Source organism: Devosia sp. LjRoot16 (assembly GCF_964252795.1).
Lineage (GTDB): Bacteria > Pseudomonadota > Alphaproteobacteria > Rhizobiales > Devosiaceae > Devosia_A.
The window spans coordinates 919,503-939,476 of the sequence record NZ_CAXUPH020000001.1; the positions used below are offsets into that span (position 1 = coordinate 919,503).

14 protein-coding genes are annotated in these 19,974 nt (G+C 65.7%); 8 read left to right on the top strand and 6 right to left on the bottom strand.

What is annotated here, in order from left to right:
* Nucleotides 1-49: 49 nt before the first annotated feature.
* The 3 genes from ACSQ23_RS04375 to ACSQ23_RS04385 form a co-directional block, all read right to left on the bottom strand.
* A complete protein-coding gene (locus ACSQ23_RS04375; RefSeq protein ID WP_436089840.1) occupies nucleotides 50-1,477 on the bottom strand; it encodes a hypothetical protein in 1,428 nt (475 codons plus the stop codon).
* Nucleotides 1,437-3,986, bottom strand: coding sequence for a hypothetical protein (locus ACSQ23_RS04380; RefSeq protein ID WP_436089841.1), 2,550 nt, complete (start codon nucleotides 3,984-3,986; stop codon nucleotides 1,437-1,439). The genes ACSQ23_RS04375 and ACSQ23_RS04380 overlap by 41 nt, the downstream gene beginning before the upstream one ends.
* 287 nt (nucleotides 3,987-4,273) lie before the next feature.
* The gene (locus tag ACSQ23_RS04385) at nucleotides 4,274-5,227 is read right to left on the bottom strand and encodes a sugar-binding transcriptional regulator (RefSeq protein ID WP_436090563.1); all 954 of its coding nucleotides are present in this window, start codon (nucleotides 5,225-5,227) and stop codon (nucleotides 4,274-4,276) included.
* Nucleotides 5,228-5,465: 238 nt separating this feature from the next.
* Here ACSQ23_RS04385 and ACSQ23_RS04390 point away from each other — a divergent pair, with 238 nt between their 5' ends.
* The 7 genes from ACSQ23_RS04390 to ACSQ23_RS04420 all read left to right on the top strand — a co-directional run bounded on the left by ACSQ23_RS04390 (nucleotide 5,466) and on the right by ACSQ23_RS04420 (nucleotide 12,862).
* Nucleotides 5,466-6,812, top strand: a complete 1,347-nt coding sequence (locus tag ACSQ23_RS04390) for an extracellular solute-binding protein (protein ID WP_436089842.1) — start codon at nucleotides 5,466-5,468, stop codon at nucleotides 6,810-6,812.
* A complete protein-coding gene (locus tag ACSQ23_RS04395; protein ID WP_436089843.1) occupies nucleotides 6,799-7,794 on the top strand; it encodes an ABC transporter permease subunit in 996 nt (331 codons plus the stop codon). The genes ACSQ23_RS04390 and ACSQ23_RS04395 overlap by 14 nt, the downstream gene beginning before the upstream one ends.
* Nucleotides 7,795-7,796: 2 nt before the next feature.
* Nucleotides 7,797-8,717, top strand: a complete 921-nt coding sequence (locus ACSQ23_RS04400; RefSeq protein ID WP_436089844.1) for an ABC transporter permease subunit — start codon at nucleotides 7,797-7,799, stop codon at nucleotides 8,715-8,717.
* A 330-nt stretch (nucleotides 8,718-9,047) separates the two neighbouring features.
* A complete protein-coding gene (locus ACSQ23_RS04405; RefSeq protein ID WP_436089845.1) occupies nucleotides 9,048-9,785 on the top strand; it encodes a glycerophosphodiester phosphodiesterase family protein in 738 nt (245 codons plus the stop codon).
* A complete protein-coding gene (locus ACSQ23_RS04410) occupies nucleotides 9,785-10,531 on the top strand; it encodes an HAD family hydrolase (protein WP_436089846.1) in 747 nt (248 codons plus the stop codon). Before ACSQ23_RS04405 ends, ACSQ23_RS04410 begins: the two co-directional genes overlap by 1 nt.
* Nucleotides 10,528-11,256: an SDR family oxidoreductase gene (locus ACSQ23_RS04415; RefSeq protein WP_436089847.1), complete on the top strand. Its 729-nt coding sequence runs from the start codon at nucleotides 10,528-10,530 to the stop codon at nucleotides 11,254-11,256. The genes ACSQ23_RS04410 and ACSQ23_RS04415 overlap by 4 nt, the downstream gene beginning before the upstream one ends.
* 1 nt (nucleotide 11,257) lies before the next feature.
* Entirely contained in the window at nucleotides 11,258-12,862 is a 1,605-nt protein-coding gene (locus ACSQ23_RS04420; RefSeq protein WP_436089848.1) for an FGGY-family carbohydrate kinase, read from the top strand.
* A 254-nt stretch (nucleotides 12,863-13,116) separates the two neighbouring features.
* On the opposite strand, the gene ACSQ23_RS04425 is transcribed toward ACSQ23_RS04420, so the two are convergent.
* Entirely contained in the window at nucleotides 13,117-14,277 is a 1,161-nt protein-coding gene (locus tag ACSQ23_RS04425; protein ID WP_436089849.1) for a calcium:proton antiporter, read from the bottom strand.
* Nucleotides 14,278-14,719: 442 nt separating this feature from the next.
* On the opposite strand from ACSQ23_RS04425, the gene ACSQ23_RS04430 reads away from it, so the two are divergent.
* A complete protein-coding gene (locus tag ACSQ23_RS04430; RefSeq protein WP_436089850.1) occupies nucleotides 14,720-15,196 on the top strand; it encodes a Crp/Fnr family transcriptional regulator in 477 nt (158 codons plus the stop codon).
* A gap of 26 nt (nucleotides 15,197-15,222) precedes the next feature.
* On the opposite strand, the gene ACSQ23_RS04435 is transcribed toward ACSQ23_RS04430, so the two are convergent.
* Nucleotides 15,223-16,731 (bottom strand): glycosyltransferase, encoded by a 1,509-nt coding sequence (locus ACSQ23_RS04435; RefSeq protein ID WP_436089851.1) that lies wholly within the window; start codon nucleotides 16,729-16,731, stop codon nucleotides 15,223-15,225.
* A complete protein-coding gene (locus ACSQ23_RS04440; RefSeq protein WP_436089852.1) occupies nucleotides 16,728-19,838 on the bottom strand; it encodes a tetratricopeptide repeat protein in 3,111 nt (1,036 codons plus the stop codon). The genes ACSQ23_RS04435 and ACSQ23_RS04440 overlap by 4 nt, the downstream gene beginning before the upstream one ends.
* Nucleotides 19,839-19,974: the final 136 nt, after the last annotated feature.

Consider the following 19,974-nt stretch of genomic DNA (forward strand, 5'->3'; position numbering starts at 1 on the left):
CAGCTCAAAAGGACCTGACGTACAAAGGTGATGCGTCCGGCCTTCCCGGTTACCGAGAAAGCGAGCTCGGCTTCGCGAGGTTACCCTGGACGATGAATGCGATCACGTACACGGGGCGATCACCCGACTGAACCGGGACAACCTGGATTGCCTCCGCCATCGTGATCGGTGGAGCGTCCTTCTTGGATCCATCCAGAACGCAGAGTATTGCCATCGCTTTGTCTGAGCTGACCGCATAGGCGGCGGCTTGGAGGGAGTACCTCGTGAGGTCCTCGCGAGTTAGCAAGGCGTCGTTCTTCACCTTCAGCTCAATGCGCATCTGGCGAAACGACAGATCGGTGCGACCGCCGCCCGTGTGTGCCTGTACCTCCAACTCCACGCCAACTTCCGGGTGTCGCCGAAGATGCTGTGTCACAAGCCTTTCGAAGGCCGCCTCCTGGAGCGCCTCAGGAAAGAGATTGTCCTGCACTGCTTGCCCGACCAGGTTGGCCAGAGGTTTGAAGAGGTGTAGTGCCGTCCCAATTTCGTTCTCGGGGATGCGTGGTTCGCCCCTCAGTTTGTCGCGCACGGTGACCAGTTTGGCGTCAAGTGAAGGATATCCCGTTTCGGAATGACCGCTCACTTCGGAGCTGTCTAGTCTCAGGCTGCGCTGTCCAGCGATCGCTACTGGTTGCTCTGTGCCAACCGGCTGGAACTCTGCCGCATATAGGAACTCCAGTGGCCTTGCCCCAACTGCTATCCGCTGTTGAATTGATAGGCGGCCGTGCGCTTCCAAAGTGAAGGGAGCGGCACCGTCGGGTCGCACAAAGTCGAATTCGGGAAGAGTCCAAACAAAGTCCGGTTCGACCGAGATTGGCTTTAGCGACAACCGCTTTGCTTCTTCGGGCCATCGCGAGACGCGTAGCTTTATCTCGAGGTCGTGCAGTTCGTTAGGCGAGAGGCGATGCGTCACTGCCGCCTCCCTTCCATCAATCCGGAACTCCAGGAAGGCCACCGCCAACTCAGTAGAGGGCCTCTCAGTGTCATCACGCCAACGTCCAGAGCGCGGCGGTTCGTCGGTGAAGATCGTCACGGGAAAAGGCACATAAGCGAGTTGCTTGACGATCGATCCAACACCCGTCGCAGGGAAGTCTCCCATGATGGGTGCCAGCCTTAATCTGAGGTCGTGACCATAACTGGGGTCGGATGTCTGCCACTCGGACAGCTGAAGTCGGGCCGCGCGTAGAAACCGGTCGGCGTCCGCCTCACCTGTTCGGACTGTTTGATACCAGCTATGGAGTTTGGCGCCGATCGAAACCGCCTCTGCTAGGGCCTGCCAATCGGCCTGGCTGGCAGTATCGTGAAGCCTCGAGATCGAATCGCGAATGCCTTCCCCAGCCTCTCGCAAAGCCGTCACAGTGCTCGGACCCGGCTCCGCGAGAAGCGCCCTGACTGCGCTAATGCGGGAAGGAAAAACGGCTTCGAGAATCGCGTGCACGTATGTCCTCCAGCAACACCTTTTCGCGCTCGGTCATCGCTGACCAATCAGCTGCTAGCTCCGTCCACCGCTGAACATCGCCGGCCGCAAGAGCAGCCTCCATCCGATACGCTACCAAGGGATAGCTGACAAACAAGGCGCGCCGTTCATCCTTGACTGTGCTGCGATAGATCTGCGCCATGTAGTCAAGTAGCACGTCCGCCTCGGAAGCAAGGCCGGCGCAGTACAGGACATCCACAACTTGGGTGGACAACCACATGTCGTCCGGGGCGAGCTCCTTGGCTACCTGAACAAGCTGAGTGCAATGTTTGCGCGCGCTACGTGGGGTAATCGACCTGACCAGTCTGGCTTCGTCATCGCGTCCATTGAAGTCCCCCCGGTACTCGAGAAGCACGTGAGCGGCCACCAACGCAAAGTCGTCGCTCGCACTAAGAGAATGCCGAAGACTCCTCGTATGGGAGCGTACAAAGACCGGTTCGGCTTTGAGCACGGCTTGGCAGCAGAAATCACGAATGTTGTCCGGTTCCGGCAAATCACTGGCAAATCGGGCCAGTGCATCAACACAATCGACAAGGAAGGCACTGTCGGACTTTTCGTCGGAGTAGACCTTCACGAGATTGTACAAAGCGTAGGCCGCCCGGAACCGAAAGGCTTCCGGGAGCGATATTCGGCTCAAGGAACTGACTGCGTGCTTATGGACCATGACATACTGGTCCATAAGCAGCACGCAAAATGCCTCGTGAACCAACGACGGGAGGTTCTGTCGTCCGTACGCCGGGAGCTCTGACAGACCGGTCGCGGCCTCCGCACGTCCATATACACTCGCGCCTACAAGGGCAGAATATAGGATTGGCAGCACAGCTCTCAGGCCGTCTACGTCACTGGCCAGTTCCATGGCCACTCGGCACGCGATGGCCCGCAGCAGGGCTCGGTCCTCCGGAATTGCCCTGACCGCATCCAGGAAACGCGATCTGGCGGGTTCGCTTCTGGATGCCTTGGCAGCAGCCTTAAGGAAGCACTCGGCGACATTGAACGTGGCCTGACGCAGGTTCTGCCACTCGAGTTGCTGAAGAAATGGTGCCTTATCGCTACGACTCGCTTCGAAGACAGCGAGCTTTTCATCGATCAGTAAGGCCTCGCCGACAAGTCTGTCCGCTCGGTCGGCGATCAATGGCCACGCCTCGGCAGGTGGATACCGGAAAGCCCCAGAGACTGTTTGTAGAACTTCGTGGTCGAATGCCTGCAACGGAAGCGAAACAAGACGCTCGAGCCCTATTCGGAACCTGCTCTGAGGAAACTCGCTCCTGCCCTCTCGATCAGTACGCGAACGCCACATTAGCCCGTACAACTTGGCGATGTTTCTAGTGGCCTCGATGGTAGCGCCGAGGCTAAGCCCTTGAAGGACTCTATCGAGCTCCTCTGGTTCTAGATCCATCATCAGATCGAGCGCTGAGGCTACCTCGCCGAGGTCGTGATATTCATCCAAGTCGGGGAGTATCTGCGTAGCCCGAACATACCGACCTGCGGCCGAACGCAAGAAATTCCTGGCCGAACTCGGATCGCGGTCGAGGATTACGCACAGCGTTCGCCCCACCAGCTGTGATGCAGCTGTCGTGTGGCGATCCAGCAACTGTTCGATACCCTGCCTAACGGCGTCCGGAGCCGCGTCCCACAATGCAATAAGCAACGAGCGGTCGGCGCGAACCTGACTGCCGTGGGAAAGTGGAGTGTGTTCCGGGCTTGCTAGTTCTGCGGCCGAAGGCACCAGGGCGACAATTCTTGCTTCGGCCAACTTACTGAGATTGGCTATGAGAACCCGCGGGGCGCTGTCGTTCGCAATACCCCTTCGAAAGAGCTGTTCGGCAAGGAGCAAAAGCCGTTGTTCAGTCGGAGCAACAGCCCAGCCCACTTCGAGCGCCAGCATCGCGATTAATGTCGCCTCGGTCGCTTGATTGAACAACAAATCTACCACGCGCGAGTCGAACCGCTCAGGAGCCATTTTGGCGGCCTCAACCAGTCGCCTGTAATCAACTTCCTGATGCGCCCGGTCGTAGGCGTCGAAGTCGTCTATCAGCGCCTGATTGACTGGGTCGAGGTCATTTCGCAACGCCATGCGCGCCTTGCTACGCGTTGCTAGGGCGTGCTCCGCGACCAGCCTATCAGCCTTGGCGTGAGCCTCGGCTTGCTTTCGCGCCGCATCTCGTTGCGCGACAAGAGTCGAAAGATTGGGAAGCCCAACTGGCTGCCTGACCGTGCAGCCGGCGCAGTTGCGATCATAGAAATCGAGGACGGACTCCCCGAAATCATAAGCCGCGATACTTCCGGTCGGAGCATGGTCGCACTCGACCGAGAAGTTGCCGATTGGAAGCTTGGTCATTTCTTCGACCATTCCAACCCCGCCCATGCGCTTCGCACGAGCGTGAGCACACCAGTTATGCATCAGCTTCATTGCTTCGGCGTTGCGTTCGCCGCCAGCTATTATCTCCGCAATTCTATCGTCATGACTCATATTGCCAGTATAGTCGATGCTCGCGCGACGCCGCACGCTCTAAAAGATCCGTTCAGTTTCGACGCATCGAGACTCCCACAGAAATCAACTGGCTGCTGTGAACCACAAGCGACGCCACCACCAGCGTCGCGCGTGCCCAGCAACTGCTCGCGGTCGCTGCTCTCATCGAGATCGGGATCAGGTGGGTCTTGCCGGGTTGGCGGATCATCCCCTGGGCGAGGGCGCGGTTGATGTCGGTGCCGCCGCCCAGTCGCGACCGCTGCCCGCCACATCGTACCAAATCACCCCTACCCCACCGCTCCCAGCGCAATCCCCATCGCCGCCCGAGCCGTCGCCTCATCGCACACCAGCGCGCTCCCCAGCCCGGAGCGGAGGACAGCGGCAATGGCGTGGGTCTTGTTGGCGCCGCCTGAGGCGAAGACCACGTTGGGGACTTTGCGCAAGGCTTCGAGCGGCAGGGCGATGGCGCGGCGGTTGATCGGGTGGTCGATGGGCTGGCCGGCGGTGTCGACGAACTGCGCCATCACATCGCCCACCGCGCCCGCCGCCACCAGCTCGTCGATGCTGACGTCGCGCGGCAGGCCATAGCGCATCAGCAGCGAGCGCTCGGTCATATCGCCGATGGTCAGGAGGATCAGGTCGTTGCGTCCGATGCGCTCGAACGCCTCCTGGAACACATCCTGGGTCATGATGGCGTCGTGCGATTGCGGGCTGCCGGCATAGATCGGGGCCGCGAGATAGGCGCAATCGGCGCCGAGGTGCCGCGCCAGATCGCCGGCGATGTCGAAGGTGTTGATCTCGATGCCGCGGGTCAGCCCGCCCATCACCGAGTTGACCAGCAGCTCGGGGCGCTTCAGCGACGGCATGTGCCGCACCGTTTCGCGCAGCGTCGTGCCCCAGCCGACGCCGACCCCGGTCATGGTGCCATCGGCCAGCAGCTGGCCGACATAATCGGCGGTCGCCTGCCCCAGCAGCACCGGCACCAGCGCCGGGTCCTCAGGGGTGGGAACGATGATGGCGCGTTTGAGCCCAAAAGCCTTGATCAGCTGCTGCTCGAGCTCGACGCATGAGGCGAGTTTGGAGTTGAGCGTGATGGTGACGAGGCCGGTGCGCCGGGCCTCGCTGATGATGCGGTTGACGCGCAGGCGGTTGGTGGAGAGCGCATCGGCGATCTCGCCCTGGGTCCGCCCCTCCATGAAATAGAGCCAGACGACGCGCACCTGCATCTGCTCGTCCGACATGCCCTGCGGCGCTGGTATTGCCACGCTGTTTCGCCCCTCGCCCTCAGGCCCGGCTCAGCATGGACATGACTCCCGGGTCGGCTGTCAATCGCATCTCCATGGCAGTGTCATACATTTGTAACAGACGCTTGACATTTGTAAACGGTGACCACTAGCCTTCGTCTCCTCGCCGCCATGAAGCGGGTCACGCCGGAGCAACCGGCCAAGGAAAGACGGCGAGGCTCGAGAGGAGAGAAAAATGACAGGCAACAAACGCGGCCATGGTGCCGTGATCGGCCGGCTGCTGGCCGGCGCTGCCGTGGCTGCGCTGGTCTTGCAGGCAGGCGGAGCACTCGCGCAGGAGCGCACCAAGATCGAGTGGTGGCACGCGCTGGGTGGCCGGCTGGCCGAAATCGTCGACAAGCTGATCGTCGATTTCAACGCCAGCCAGGACAAGTACGAGTTGGTCGGCATCAACAAGGGCAATTACGAAGAGACCATGGCGGCGATGGTGGCCGCCTATCGCGTCGGCCAGCAGCCGACCCTGGTGCAGGCGGCCGAACGCGGCTTTCTCACCATGCTCAATTCCGGCGCCGTGGTGCCGGTGCCCGAGCTGATGGAAAAGCAGGGCTATGACATCAAGTGGGACGATTTCGTCGCCCCGGTCGCCGGCTTCTTCCTCGTCGACGGCAAGCCCGCGGCGATGCCGTTCAACAGCTCGACGCCGATCTTCTGGTACAACGCCGACCACTTCAAGGCGGCCGGCTTCGATAAGCCCGGCGAGACCTGGCAGGAGATCGACACCCAGCTGCGCGCCATCAAGGAAAAGGGCGTGTCCGACTGCTCGATGGTGCTGGCCAACGATTTCTTCTGGAGCATGCTGGAGAACTACGCCGCCATCCAGGATCAGCCCTGGGGCACCAAGGCCAACGGTTTTGGCGGGCTCGATACCGAGTTCATCTTCAACCAGAGCCCGATGGTGGTGGGCCAGCTCGAACGGCTGCAGAGCTGGATGAACGATGGCGTGCTGCAGCTCGCCGGACAGGGCCTCGCCCCCGACCAGCTGTTCACCTCGGGCCAGTGCTCGACCTTCGTTGCCTCGACCGCGGCGCATGCCGGCGTCGAGTCGACCGCCAAGTTCAACTGGAGCGCCACCTTCCTGCCGCACGAAGAAGGGGTCGAGCCCAAGAACAGCACCATCGGCGGCGGCGCCCTGTGGGTAATGAAGGGCGAGACGGACGCCGAATATGCCGGCGCCGCAGCGTTCCTCGATTTCGTTGCCTCGCCGGCGACGCAGGCCTGGTGGAGCAAGGAAACCGGCTATGTGCCGGTGACGATGACGGCCTATGAGGCGATCAAGGCGGATGGCTATTATGACGAGCACCCGACCCGGGAAATCGCCATCCTGCAGCTGAGCCGCGGCACGCCGACCGACAATTCGCGCGGCTTCCGCTTCGGCAATCACAACCAGTCGATGCAGCTGCTGGTCAAGGAAGTGCAGAGCGTGTGGACCGGCGAGAAGACGGCGCAGCAGGCGCTCGACGCGGCGGTCGAGCAGGGCAACCAGATCCTCCGCCAGTATGAGAAGCTCCATGCCGGCGGCTGATGGCAGCATCGAGATCGGGGGCGGCGCCAGCCGCCGTCCCCGAACCTCCGGCGGGCTGGCGCTCGGCCGGCTGTTCCCGCGCGCCTCGCGCGCCGGGCTGAAGACCGCGCATTTCAAGCAGCCGTGGCTGGCCGCGGGGCTGCTGACGCCGCAGCTGCTGATCCTCGTCTTCTTCTTTTTCATTCCGTCCTACAAGGCGCTGTCGCTGGCCTTCGTGCAGGTCGATCCGTTCGGCGGCATCCAGATCTTCGTCGGGCTCGACAATTTCCTCGCCCTGTTCGCCAGCACCGACTACCGCGACAGCGCGGTGTTCACGCTGTGGTTCTCGGTGGTGCAGAACGTCCTGACGCTCGGGCTCGCGGGGCTGTTCGCCTTTGCCACCGATTATGTGATCCGCGGCCGCGGCCTCTATCGCAGCATTATCCTGATGCCCTATGCCATCGCGCCGGTAATCTCCGGGGTGATCTGGGCCTTCCTGTTCAACCCGGCGGTCGGGCCGATTGCCGAGATGCTGCAGGCGATCGGCATTCCGTGGGACCCGAACCGGCGGCCGTTCGATGCGCAGCTCTTGGTGATCATCGCCTCGGTCTGGAAGCATGTCTGCTACGACTACATCTTCCTCGTCGCAGCACTGCTCGCGGTGCCGGCCTCGCTGCTCGAAGCGGCGACGCTCGACGGCGCCGGGCATATCCGGCGGTTCTTCGCCATCTCGGTGCCGCTGATCACCCCGACCATCTTCTTTCTCATCGTCATGAACTTCGTCTACGGGCTGTTCGAGACCTTTGGCGTCATCGACGCGATGACGCGCGGTGGGCCGGCCGGGGCGACCAACAGCCTCGTCTACAAGGTCTACCAGGATGGCTTCGTGCAGCTCGACCTCGGCTCGTCGGCCGCCCAGTCGGTGGTGCTGATGATCGTCGCCGTGGTGTTCACGGTGCTGCAGTTCCGCGCCCTCGAGCGCAAAGTCAATTACGGGGTGTAGCGATGGTGGGCCGTAGCCTGACGCTCTCGATCTTCTGCCATGCGGTGCTGCTCATCGGCGCCGCGGCGGTCTGCCTGCCGCTCTATTTCGCCCTCGTGGCCGGCTCGCTGACGCTGCAGGAAGTGCAGCAGACGCCGTTCCCGCTGCTGCCGGGGGCGCACCTCATCGACAACCTCGCCACCGCCTGGAACGAGGGCAATTTCTCGCGCGCCTTCCTCAACTCGATCATCGTGACGCTCGGGATCGTGGTGGGCAAGCTCGTCGTGTCGCTGCTCGCCGCCTTCGCCATCACCTATTTCCGCTTCCCGTTCCGGATGACGGCGTTCTGGCTGATCTTCGTGTCGCTGATGCTGCCCGTCGAAGTGCGTATCATTCCGACCTACGAGGCGGTGGCCGATGCCGGCGGGCCGCTGCGCTGGGTGGTCGGCACGATCGGGCTTTCGGGGCTGGTCGAGAGCCTCACCGGCTACCGGCTCGAGGCGGCGCTGCAGTGGAACCTCGTCAACTCCTATGCCGGGCTGATCCTGCCGCTGATCGCCTCAGCCTCGGCAACGTTCCTGTTCCGCCAGTTCTTTTTGACCGTGCCGGACGAGCTGTGCGAAGCGGCCAAGCTCGACGGGGCGGGGCCGCTGCGCTTTTTCTGGCATGTGCTGCTGCCGCTGTCGCGCGCCAATATCGCGGCGCTCGGCATCATCCTCTTCCTGTTCGGCTGGAACCAGTATCTGTGGCCGCTGCTGTTCACCACCGGCCCGGAAATGCAGACCGCGATCCTGGGGCTGAAGGAGCTGGTTCCGGTCTCCGACGCGGCGCCGGCCTGGAACATCGCGATGAGCGCGGCTTTGTTCGTCATGCTGCCGCCGGCGCTCGTAATCCTCATCATGCAGCGCTGGTTCACCCGCGGGTTGGTCGATGCGGGGAAGTGAGGTGTACCGGCGCGAGGAGAGTTCGGTGCGGGAGCCGGCTCGTCAACCCCTGCTCCGTCCAGAGGGCGGGGCGATCGCCGGTGGCGGCAGTGGGCACCTCCTGCCTTCTCCCCTTGTGGGAGAAGGTGGCGCGCAGCGCCGGATGAGGGGTACCGCGCAACGCAGTGTAGCGCGATCCGAGCGAAGCGAGGAGCGACCCAGTACGCGGAGAGATACCCCTCATCCGGCCTTCGGCCACCTTCTCCCACAAGGGGAGAAGGCCCTCCGACAACTGTCAGCGCTTCAGCGCAGTCAGTGCCTGCTCATGTCTACCCCTGAAGGAACTCTACGATGGTAATGATCATCGGCCACCGCGGTGGCCGGAACCTGTGGCCGGAGAACTCGCTCTCCGGCTTTCGAAAGCTGAAGGCGATGCCGGTCGAGGGCGTCGAGTTCGACGTGCATTTGACGACCGCCGGCGAGCTGCTGGTGATCCACGATCCGACGCTCGACCGCACCACTGACCACAGCGGCCCTGTCGCGGCGCTCCCGGCGGGAGAGCACCGCAACGTCCGGCTCAAGGACAGCGACGGCGAGGCGGTTCCGACGCTCGAGGAGGTGCTCGAGATCTTCCGTGATGGCACGATGGAGCTGCATGTGGAGCTGAAGGCCGGCGTCGGACACGCCGCCTATCCGGGGCTCGAAGCGCAAGCTGCGGCATTGATCGACCGGTTCGGGCTGGCCGAGCGCAGCATCCTCACCAGCTTTCACGAAGAGATCCTGGTCGAGATCGGCCGGGCCGCGCCGCATATCCGCCGGCTGTCGTCGTTCGACCGCAACTCGGCCGATCGGCTGGGGCTCAAGGCGGGGCTCAGCACCATGCTCGAGCTCTCCGACATCGTCGCGGTGGAAAAGAGCCTGCTGCTCGCCGAATGGGACGCCATCACGGCCCAAGTACCGCTCGAGCGGCTGGGCGCCTGGGTGCCGAACGAAGAGGCGGACCTGAAGTTGTGGCTCGACAAGCCGATCCGCCAGATCACCACCGACCGCCCCGATCGGGCCGTCAGCATCCGGGGCGCTGAGGCGTGATGATTTCCGATTTGAGGCCGCCCAGCGCGGCGGCGACGCTCGACCATATCGGGCTGGTGATTTTCGACTGCGACGGTGTGCTGATCGACAGCGAGCCGATCGCCAGCCGCACGCTGGCCGAAGCGCTGGCGGCGGCCGGGGTCGCCATCACGCCGCAGGAGGCGCATCGACGCTTTACCGGCAATTCCGAGCGGGATATCCGCGCCATGTGCGCGCGCGATTATGGGCTCGAGGATCTCGAGGGCCTGTTCACCGGCTGGCACCAGCGGCTCTATGCCGAGTTTGCCACGACGCTCACCGCCATGCCGGGAATTGCCGAGGTGGTTGCGGCGCTCGAGCGGCCGAAATGCGTCGCCTCCAACAGCACGCTGGAGCGGCTGGGTGCGAGCCTGGGGCAGCTGCCGCTATGGCAGAGCTTTGCGCCGTTCGTGTTCAGCGCCGAACAGGTGAAGCGGCCGAAGCCGGCGCCCGACCTGCTGCTTTACTGCGCCAAAGAGCTCGCGGTGGATCCGGCGCACTGCGTCATGGTGGATGACAGCCCGCATGGCATCAGTTCGGCGGTCGCCGCCGGCATGGTGCCGATCGGCTTTGTCGATCCGGCCGATCCGCGACCGGGGCGACGCGCCCTGCTCAAGGCGGCGGGGGCCTTCAGTGTCGCCATGGGCGCGGAGGGACTGCCGGCGGCGCTTGCCGCCGCCGATGACGCATTGGCATCAAGGACGCAGCAATCGGGGAAAATGCAATGAGCGCCAACCTCAACGGAAAAGTCGCGGCGATCACCGGCGCCGCATCGGGGATCGGGCTCGAATGCGCGCGGACGCTGCTTGCCGCCGGGGCGCGCGTCGTGCTGATCGACCGCGCCGCCGACAAGCTGCAGCAGCTCTCTGCTGAGCTCGGCCCCAACGCCATGCCGCTGGTGATCGACCTCACCGAGCCCAGAAGCGTGGCGCAGATGCTGCCGGGAATTCTCGAGCAGACGGGACAGCTCGACATTTTCCACGCCAATGCCGGCGCCTATGTCGGGGGCGATTTCGCCGCTGGCGACCCGGACCAGTGGGACCGCATGCTCAACCTCAACATCAATGCGGTGTTCCGCTCGGTGCACGCGGTGCTGCCGCACATGATCGAGCGAAAGACCGGCGACATCATCGTCACCAGCTCAGTGGCCGGCGTGGTGCCGGTGGTCGGCGAGCCGATCTACACCGCGTCCAAGCACGCCATGCAGGCGTTCGTGCACACCCTGCGCCGGCAGGTGAAACAGCACGGCATCCGCGTCGGCGCCGTCCAGCCGGGGCCGGTGGTCACGGCGCTGCTGAGCGACTGGCCCAAGGAGAAGCTCGAGGCGGCCCTGGCGGCCGGCGACCTGATGGAGCCGACCGAGGTGGCGGAAGCGGTGCTGTTCATGCTGACCCGATCGCGCAAGGTGACGATCCGCGACCTGGTCATCCTGCCGCAGAGCAATGATCTCTGAGATGGCGCAGCAGCATTTCATCGGCGTCGACGTGGGCACCGGCAGCGCCCGCGCCGGCGTGTTCGACGCGAACGGCCGGCAGCTCGGCGTCGGCAAGCACGATATCGCGCTGTTCCAGGCGGCCGGCGGCATCGCCGAGCAATCGAGCGAGGACATCTGGGCTGCGGTCTGCCGCAGTGTCCGCCAGGCGGTGAGCGAAGCGGGCGTGGCGCCCGAGAGCATTGCCGGCATCGGCTTTGATGCGACCTGCTCGCTGGTGGTGCTGGGGGAAGGTGGCAGACCAGTCTCGGTCAGCGCCTCGGGCGAGCGCGAGCGCAATATCGTCGTCTGGATGGATCACCGCGCCCGCGAACAGGCGGCGCGGATCAACCGCGGCGGGCACGCAGTGCTGCGCTATGTCGGCGGCTCCATCTCGCCCGAGATGCAGACGCCGAAGCTGCTCTGGCTCAAGGAGCATCTGCCGAAGAGCTTCGAGAGCGCCTGGCAGTTCTTCGACCTGCCGGATTTCCTCAGTTGGCGCGCCACGGGCAGCCTCGCACGCTCGATCTGCACGGTGACCTGCAAATGGACCTACCTCGCGCATGAGCAGCGTTGGGACGCCGGGTATTTCCGCGCCATCGGCCTCGGGGTGCTGGCCGATGAAGGCTTTGCCCGCATCGGCACCGAAATCGTCGCGGCAGGCACGCCGCTGGCCGGCGGGCTGCTGCCGGAGGCCGCCGCGGACCTCGGCCTTTTGCCGGGTGTGCCGGTGGCCGCCGGGCTGATCGATGCGCACGCCGGCGGGCTCGGCACGGTCGGGGCGCAGGATGGCAGCGGCAGCGTCGAACGGCGCATGGCCTATGTGTTCGGCACCTCGGCCTGCACGATGACCTCGACGGCAGAGCCGGCCTTCGTCGATGGAGTCTGGGGGCCGTACTTCTCGGCCATGGTGCCGGGGTTCTGGCTCAGCGAAGGCGGCCAGTCGGCCGCCGGGGCGGCGATCGACCAATTGGTGCGCTTCCACCCCGCCGCGCCGGAGGCCGAGACCAGAGCCAAAGCCGAGGGCCTCGGGCTGGTCGCCTGGCTGAGCCGCACGGCGGCGGAGCGGCTGAAGCAATCCGACGTGCCGGCACTGGTGGGCGGCCTGCACGTGGTGCCCGAGTTCCTCGGCAACCGTGCCCCGTTCGCCGATCCGGAGGCCCGGGCTGTTGTCGCGGGGCTCGGCATGGAGCGCGGATTGGACAGCCTCGTCGGGCTCTATCTCGCCGGCGTCGCAAGCCTCGGCTATGGCGTGCGGCAGATCCTTGCCGCCTCGCGCCGCCAGGGCATCGCCATCGACGAGATCGTGGTCAGCGGTGGCGCGGCCCAATCGCCGCTGGTGCGGCAACTGCTCGCCGACGCGACCGGGGTCGGAGTGTCCGCACCCGAGGCGGAGGAACCGGTGCTGCTGGGCTCGGCCATTCTCGGTGCAGTGGCTTCGGCCCGTTATGCCGACGCGGCAGCCGCCATGGCGGCCATGTCGCACATCGCCGAACGCTACCAGCCTTCGGCCGCGACGCGCGCCTGGCATGACAGGCGCTTTGCCGCATTCGAGACCCTGCAGGGCGCCGGCCGCCAGATCCGCTGAGGGCCGGTTGCTCCATCAATGACCGGGGTGCAGCGCGTTTGGCGAGGCTCAGATCCATTGAGCCGAGCGGCAGGTCGTCCTGCGGGCGGGTTAGAGTTTCACGGATGGCAAACCACCCGCGATGTCATCCCAGCGAAAGTGGGAACCAGCTCGCCGCCCGCGCCGGCTGATAGTTGGGTCCCAGCTTTCGCTGGGATGACAGCCGGCGGGTGGAGCCAGGCCGAGTGCAACAATCAGACCGGTGCAGCCCGCTCCTAGGTGACGAAGAGCAAAACGCCGAACACCGCGAACAGCGTCAGGTGCAGCGTGCCCTGCAGCGCCGAGGCGCGCTGGCCGAGAAAGGTCAGCGTGGTGAGCCCGACAGTCAGCAGCAGCAGCACCGTCTCGCTGGGCGAGACGCCCATCACCACGCGCTTGCCGGTCACCAGCCCGACGATCAGCACGGCCGGCACGGTGAGCCCGACGGTCGACACGAACGCCCCAAGGCAGAGGTTGATCGAGCGCTGCAGCTGGTTATCGAGCGCCGCCTTGATGGCGGTGATCGATTCCGGAGTGAAGACGATGATGGCGATCAGCACGCCGCCCAGCGCCAGCGGCGCGCCGACCGCAGCGATGCCGAAATCGATCACCAGCGCCAGATCGTGCGCCAAGAGCACGATGGGCAGCATCAGCGCCACCAGCAGCACCGAGTGGATGACGACGCCGCCCCGATCGACCGGCACGTGCTCGGTCGGTGTGCCGCCATTGTCCAAGGGAATGGTCAGCGAGCCGAGATCGGGTTGGATGAAGTAGCGCCGGTAGGCGCGGGTCTGCATCAGGAGGAACGCCGCATAGAGCACGATGGTGAGGAGCGCGAACGCCACTGCCTGCGCCGGCAGGAAAGTGCCGTCGCCACTGCTGAGCGTGTTGGGGAGGATCAGGCCGATGCCGGCCAAGAGCAGGGTCATCGAGATGTAAGCGAGGGCGCCCTGCGAATTGTACTCCTGCTCGCCGAAGCGCCGGCCCCCCAGCAACAGGCAGATGCCCATCACCAGGTTGAGGATGATCATCATCACCGCAAAGATCGAGTCGCGGCCGATAGTCGGGTTCTCACCCGGCCCCAGCAGCACCGCGGCGATCAGGATCACCTCGATCGAGACGATGGAGAGCGTCAGGATCAGCGTGCCATAGGGCTCGCCCAGCTGGTGCGCCAGGTAATCGGCCTCATGCACCACGCCGAAGGCGGCGACGAGGATGGTGGCAAAGATCACGCCGAAGGCGATGACGGCGACCACGGGGTCGATGGGCGCGTGCAGCCAGGTCGGGCCGCCAAGCATGAACACCAGCACCACACCCCAGGCGATGGCGAGTTTGATGAGCGTGCGCGGGCGAAGGGGGCGGCTTAGGGGCGTTTTGGCGTCGCTGGACGGAGACATGGGTTCATTACCTCCGGGGTCGTCCCCGATCGATAAACCCACGCATCATGGCCGTCCAGAATGCGTCACCGCGTGACGCGGCAGGGGGGATGTAGCGCACGGCGCGGGGAGATTCAACCGGGGGATGGACGCTGGAAGCCGGTGGCTCCCTGGGCCCCCTCTCTTGCAAAAACTAAGGACTTAGCTGCGCTAAGCCCAAGTTTTCGCTTTCTCCCCCGCCAAGGGGGAGAGTCCCGACTGATGCTCCGGCGTAAGTGGAAGGCACTGATCATCTCCCCCTTGGCGGGGGAGAAAGCAAAATCTTAGGTTTAGCCGTTTGGCTAAGCCTTAGATTTTGCAAGAGAGGGGCCTTGGAGGGCACTATGGGTCGCCCCCCGCGACTTTCACCCACGGTTCACCTAAGCTCCACCAGTCTGCCGCCCGAACCTACCGGAACCTGCCGATGTCCACGCTCGCCGCCCTCGCCGTCTCGCTGCCGCTCGAAACGCTCAAGCCGGGTGACCCGCTGATCACCGAGGGCAGCTATTCGGGGCGGCTCTATCTGCTCGAGGCCGGCCGGCTCACCGTATCGCGCGAGGGCGTCGACATCGCCCAGATCGACGAGCCCTGGGCGATCATCGGCGAGATGGCGGTGCTGCTCGGCACGCCACACAGCGCGACCGTCACCGCCGAAACCACGGTGCGGGTCCGCGTCATCGAGGAGGCGCTGGACGTGTTGTCACAGAACCCGGATTTCGCCCTCCACATCGCCACCCTCGCCTGCGCCCGCCTCAACGCCACCTCGGCCCTCCTCGTCGACCTCCGCCGTGGCGCCGAAGGCAAGAAGCAGGAACAGGCCCTGATGAGCCGGATCCTGACTGCGATGCTGGCGACACCGAAGGTGACAGGACGCGCGGGCAAGTGGGCGGATCACGAGTGAGGCGCGCCCCCTAGACCCAACTGATGCTAAGCCCGCAGCAGCACGGCTTTGCCGTCGATCGTCGCGTCGGTGACGGAGTCGAACAGGCAGCAATGCCAGTCGGGACGAACCTGGCGCAGCACGGCGAGCGGGTCGCGGCCGATGGTGGCGAACCGCGAGGGGTCGGCAAGGACCCTCTCGAAGTCGAATGATGTCGCCAGCAGCGCAGCGACAAACTGGTGCTGCCGTTCGATGCGATAGAGGTCTGAGCCGGCGCCCGAGACCGGCGTGCGGGCGCCGATCCATTGATGTAACCGCTCACCCGAGAGGCGCTCGGCCGGTGGCCGGAAGGCGATGCGCTTGCGGCCCTCCTCGATCGGGCGAATCGGCGTCAGGGGGTACCAGAAATCCATCGGTTCGCTTACCGGAACGGTGAGTTCGAGCCCATCGAGCGCCGCCTCGGTGGCGGAGCGGCGAAGGCACAGCACCCCCTCCGCCTCGGCGAGGCGCAGCTCGGCCAGCGCCGCGATCAGGCCCTCGCCGCCGCCGCGGGCATAGGCGGCGTTGATGCGATCGCTGAGGCTCGGCACCCACAGATCGCGCGGCACCCAGGTGAGCTGCCGCAGCACCGGATCGACGAGGACGATGACATCGGTGTTGGCGCCCCAATCGTCGCGATCGAGAATGGCGACGGCAACGATGTGCTTTGGCGACTCGGCCACGGGCAGCCTCCTGCCGCGCGACACGCCGGACTGGTATGAAAAACAGGCGGCGGCCAGCAGCGGCGCCGCGGCGAGGACCATCCAGCGATCGCGGCCGCGCGCGGCGCGGAGCGCCAGGGGAAAGGTCTCGCCCAGCTGCTTCAGCCCGCGGCCGATGGCCGAGCCGGTCTGCCCGATCGGCCAATGTACGGCGGCGCGCTCGCCGCGGGCCTGCTGGTCGGCGAGCAACTGGCGCCAGGTTTCCGGATAGCGATGCGACGCCACCACCTGGGGGGCCCAGACCGGGCGGTCGCGGCGACGCATCCGGCGGTGAAACTCGGTGTCTTCACCGATCCGCAGGTCCTCGCGAAACAGCCCGTAGCGATCGAACAGGCTGCGCGCATAACTGGCGCCGTAGCGACGCGCCTTGCGCCTGGGGATGCCCCGCATACGGCGCACATGCAGCGCGGCGTGGCTGGCCCAGGCGAAGAGGTTGCCGGCCTGGGCGTTGCTGACGGCCGAGGCGACGCTGGCACGACCGGCGCGATGCAGCGCCAGCCGCTCAGCCGCCCAATCCGGCGCTGCCACCAGGTCGGAGGCGAGGAACGCTACCCAGGGCGCGCTGGTCGCCCGGATTCCGGCGTTGCGGGCGGCGCCCGGCCATAAGAGCTCGTTCACCTCGACCGTCCTGATGGCCTGTCCCGGGGGCAGCACGGTAGAGAGATCGCCGCCGCCCGAGTTCACCACCACGATCTCGAGCGGCTCGGGCTGTCGCAGCAGCGAGTCGACGGCGTGGCGCAACTCGCGGGGCGCGCCGACGGAGAGCACGACGACCGCCAGTTCAGGCGATGTCATGCCCCTGCTCCGCTGGCACGGCGCGGCGGTTGCATACCCAGCAGCAATCCGGCGTAACGGGGATGGCTCGCGACAAGGGCGCGCACCAATGCGGCGGTACCGATCGGCGAGCGGTAGATGGCGACGTCAGCGATGCCGCGGGTGCCGTAGCCGCACCAGTGATCGGCGGCGCTGCCGATGTCGATGGCGACGCCGCCCGCCTGTTTGATCCAGTGGCAGTAAATCTTGCCGAGCATGCCGGCCGATACGAGGACGGTTCGCCCGCGGGCGGCGGCGGGCAGAACGTCCCGCAGCCGCTCGAATACGTCGGGGAAGTGGTTTTCCGCATCGACGCCGGTAAAGGCGGCGGCGTATTTCCGCTCAGGTGGAATACGGTACGTCTGCCCGATCTCGAGGCCATGTCGCTGGGAGAGGATGTCGCCGAGCTGGCCATGGCAGGTGATGATGTCGACGCTGCCGAGCCGTGGCAAGATGATGTCCCACAGGCCCCAGAACGCCAGCGACTGATGAATGTGGCAGGTGGTCCAGACTGCGCCGGCGCCGTTGGCTGCGGCAAAGTCCGCGACGGCAAGTAGGCCCCGCATGTTGCGACCATTGGTCAGCGAGGTCCGCTCGGCCGGGTAGAACACCCTTGCAGCGCGGTAGAGGTCGGGGATGCCGATGATGTCGGCGGCTCGGATCGCTGCCTCGAGTTCGGCAGCGAGCTGCGGGGTCGGCGAACTCTCGCCGCCCCACCAGGTCTTGCTGGTATCGGCGAGGTCGGTTGAGCGGAACGGCTGAAGTTCTGGGCGATATGGCAGCATTGCGCCCTCGCCATCCCCCAGCCGGAGCAATGAGAGCGGTCGCGCGGCGTCGGCGGCATCAACCACGCGCAGGGCGATTTCGAGCGCATCGCGCAACAGGAAGGACGCGTCTGGAAAGTGCGCATCCGGTCGCGCGGCCCGATGCCCGGCAAGCATCGCGCAGAGGTTGCGCAGATCTTCCTCGCGCGGGGCGCCACGCTCATCCAGCCCGGTGAGCAACTGCTGCTCCGACGACGTGGCCGGCGCCAGCAACCTGCCCTTCGCCAGGGCCTCGAGGCTATCGAGCCTCAGACGCTGGAACAGGCGATTGAAGTGGAGGGCACGGCCGCTGCGATCGGCGGACGGGACCAAACCCTCCAGCACCGAGCGCGCCAGCGGCAGGCCGCCAAGCTCCTGGGCGGCCGTCATCACGGCGGCGAGGTTACCGCCGCCGATCTTCTCGATCGTGCCGCCCTCCCAGGCCGCCTGCAGCAGCCGGTCTGCCTCAGGGTAGCGGCGCGCTTCGACGAGGCACTCGATCTGTAGCGAGGCGCGCTGGGTGGCGCTGCCGGCGTGGCCGGCTTCGAGCGCCGCGAGGGCCTCGTCGACGCGGCCGAGCCGCCTGAGGGCGACAATCTCCGCGCGCAGCAGCTGCCAGTTGCTGCGGGTAGCTTTCGGGTGCCGGCGCAGCAGATCGAGCGTGGCCTGCCACTCATGCAGTACCGAGTGTAACGGCGTCATCGCCAGCAGATAGGCCATCGGCTCGCGGGCCTCACCCAGCGCCTGGGCGAAGCATCTGAGTTTGTCGAGGTGGTTCAGCCGGGTCAGCAGTTGCGCGTACCGCTGCACCGCCCCCAGGTCGCGGAAGCGATCCCAGAGCTTAAGCTGCAGCACGAGTGCTTCGGCCCAATCGCCACGTTCGGTGGCGATGCGCTCCAGCCCGCGCAGGCCACCCGCTCGGTCGGGGGTGAGCGTTACGAGCCTGCGATAGGCGGGCTCGGCCAGGTCCAGCCGGCCGAGGCGCAGTGCGGTACGCCCGATCCCAGACAGCGCACCGGCTCGATCGGGGCGCAACTGGTGCATGGTGCTCCATGCCTGCAGCGCGTCTTCCCACTGGCCCAGTTGCTCGGCAGCCTTGGCGGCGCCGCGAAACCCTTGCGATCGCCGCGGCCAGCGCTCCTGCAAGGCCTCGAAGGTCGCCTTGGCTTCGGCGGCGTAGCCCAGTCCCGCGAGCGCCTCGGCTCTTCCCTGCAGGGCGCGCGGGGATTTCGGAAACAGCTGGCCGAACCAGGTGAAGGCATTGAGCCGCCAGAGCAAGGCGCGCCGCCGCGCCGGCGGAAGCTGGGCGCCGGGCTCGCGCTGGGCGAGGCGCGCCTCGACGCTTGCCTCGAGCTTGTGCTGCACGGCCGGCAGGAGGTGGCGCCAGGCGGTGCCGTCGCTCATCTCTGCGGGCGTCCACTGGCTATAGGCGAGATCGCAGAAGAACTGCGTGCGATCGGGTTCGAGCGGCGCGTCGATGTCATCGAGGCTCTGCGAGCACAGCGCGTAGGCGAGGCTGGCCGGCGACAGGCAGATCGGCGGCACGCCGGCCAACAGCGCATCGACCGCCCCGCCGGACGAATAGGTGACGCAGGTCCAGGCATTGCGGACATCGGCGGCAAAGCTGCTCTCGATCGGCGAAATGCTGAGCCCGTCAATGCCGGCGCAGGCGGCAAGCGCCCGCTCGCGATCGCGCCAGCGCATGCTGGGGTGGAGGCGCACCAGGATCGGGCGGGCGGTGCGTTGGCGCACCGCGCGCGCCGTCTCGCCAAGCCATGCGGCGATATCGAGGCCGCGCAGCGAGGCGTCGCGTCCCACCTGACCGAGGATCAGCACGTGCTGCCCCTGCTGGCGATAGGGCGCGAGCTTCAGGCCGAGTTCGCGACGCTGCGTCTCCCAGCGATCGGGCGGGCTGCCGGCGGAACAGAAGTCGGCGTCGTCGCCCAGCGCCCCACCGACGGCCACGCGGAAATAGGGATGGACCTGGCGGGGGCGCAGCGGCCGGCGCCGCAGCGCTGCAACCCAGGACGGGGCGGATGGCCGGAAACCGCGGCCCAAGAGGCTGCTTTCGACGACGACGATCGGCCCCTTGTGCTCGCGATAGATGGAGTTGCGCAGCTGGCCCTGCAGCGACCGACGCTCCGGATTGGCGAGGCCGTACATGATGGCCACATCGCAGGGCTGATAGATCCACCCCCGGGTGAGCGTGACCCGCATCCCCTCGACCTTGAAGCGCGAGATGTCCGTGAAGCTGACGCTGTTGGTGAAAATGCGAACGTGAAGCATCGGACTCATGGCTAGAGGATGGTGAGTATCGTTATCATCATGCGGCGCGCTGGTGCGGAATGGTTGCCCTGCAGCGCGGAATTTGGTGGCCTTCGTGACACCATGGCTAGGCGGTTGTTTCTGAACCGCAGATGAC

What these genes read in the sequence shown, in the direction of transcription:
- ACSQ23_RS04380 (WP_436089841.1), bottom strand. Translation starts at nt 3,986, where the DNA reads ATGAGTCATGACGATAGAATTGCGGAGATAATAGCTGGCGGCGAACGC.
- ACSQ23_RS04385 (WP_436090563.1), bottom strand. Translation starts at nt 5,227, where the DNA reads ATGTCGGACGAGCAGATGCAGGTGCGCGTCGTCTGGCTCTATTTCATG.
- ACSQ23_RS04390 (WP_436089842.1), top strand. Translation starts at nt 5,466, where the DNA reads ATGACAGGCAACAAACGCGGCCATGGTGCCGTGATCGGCCGGCTGCTG.
- ACSQ23_RS04395 (WP_436089843.1), top strand. Translation starts at nt 6,799, where the DNA reads ATGCCGGCGGCTGATGGCAGCATCGAGATCGGGGGCGGCGCCAGCCGC.
- ACSQ23_RS04400 (WP_436089844.1), top strand. Translation starts at nt 7,797, where the DNA reads ATGGTGGGCCGTAGCCTGACGCTCTCGATCTTCTGCCATGCGGTGCTG.
- ACSQ23_RS04405 (WP_436089845.1), top strand. Translation starts at nt 9,048, where the DNA reads ATGGTAATGATCATCGGCCACCGCGGTGGCCGGAACCTGTGGCCGGAG.
- ACSQ23_RS04410 (WP_436089846.1), top strand. Translation starts at nt 9,785, where the DNA reads ATGATTTCCGATTTGAGGCCGCCCAGCGCGGCGGCGACGCTCGACCAT.
- ACSQ23_RS04415 (WP_436089847.1), top strand. Translation starts at nt 10,528, where the DNA reads ATGAGCGCCAACCTCAACGGAAAAGTCGCGGCGATCACCGGCGCCGCA.
- ACSQ23_RS04420 (WP_436089848.1), top strand. Translation starts at nt 11,258, where the DNA reads ATGGCGCAGCAGCATTTCATCGGCGTCGACGTGGGCACCGGCAGCGCC.
- ACSQ23_RS04425 (WP_436089849.1), bottom strand. Translation starts at nt 14,277, where the DNA reads ATGTCTCCGTCCAGCGACGCCAAAACGCCCCTAAGCCGCCCCCTTCGC.
- ACSQ23_RS04430 (WP_436089850.1), top strand. Translation starts at nt 14,720, where the DNA reads ATGTCCACGCTCGCCGCCCTCGCCGTCTCGCTGCCGCTCGAAACGCTC.
- ACSQ23_RS04435 (WP_436089851.1), bottom strand. Translation starts at nt 16,731, where the DNA reads ATGACATCGCCTGAACTGGCGGTCGTCGTGCTCTCCGTCGGCGCGCCC.
- ACSQ23_RS04440 (WP_436089852.1), bottom strand. Translation starts at nt 19,838, where the DNA reads ATGCTTCACGTTCGCATTTTCACCAACAGCGTCAGCTTCACGGACATC.